Genomic DNA, 379 nt, shown 5'->3' with positions numbered 1-379 from the left:
GTCCACGCACTCGTCCGGATGGATGTACAACGACCGCTTGCCCTCATAGATGCAGTCCACCGGACACTCCTCGATGCACGCCTTGTCCTTCACGTCCACACAAGGCTGAGCGATCACATAGGTCACGGCGGACCACCTTTCTGGAGGGTTCTGGCTGCCCGCAGGAAGGCCCCGGCAGCGTCGCGCGTGGTGCGCGCCGCGGTGCCGGGGCCTTTCCCGTTCACGCGGGTCTCGTCGTACCGGGCGCGCGGCGCCCGGCACTGGTCACGAGGGTCAGGCGGGGATGATGAGGCCTTCGCCCTGGGTGCGGGCGCGGGCGAGGCGTGCGTCGGCGTCGGCCCAGTTGACGAGGTTCCACCAGGCGGTGACGTAGTCGGCG

General features: G+C 69.1%; 1 pseudogene. It reads right to left on the bottom strand.

Annotated elements, in window-relative coordinates:
* Window positions 1-126, bottom strand: a pseudogene (locus WFH32_RS19255) (ferredoxin); the annotation flags it as partial.
* Between the last annotated feature and the right edge of the window lie 253 nt (window positions 127-379).

It is taken from the genome of Oerskovia sp. USHLN155 (assembly GCF_037145535.1).
Lineage (GTDB): Bacteria > Actinomycetota > Actinomycetes > Actinomycetales > Cellulomonadaceae > Oerskovia > Oerskovia rustica.
The sequence above is the reverse complement of the archived record's forward strand: the minus strand, read 5'-3'. Positions and strand labels throughout refer to the sequence as shown.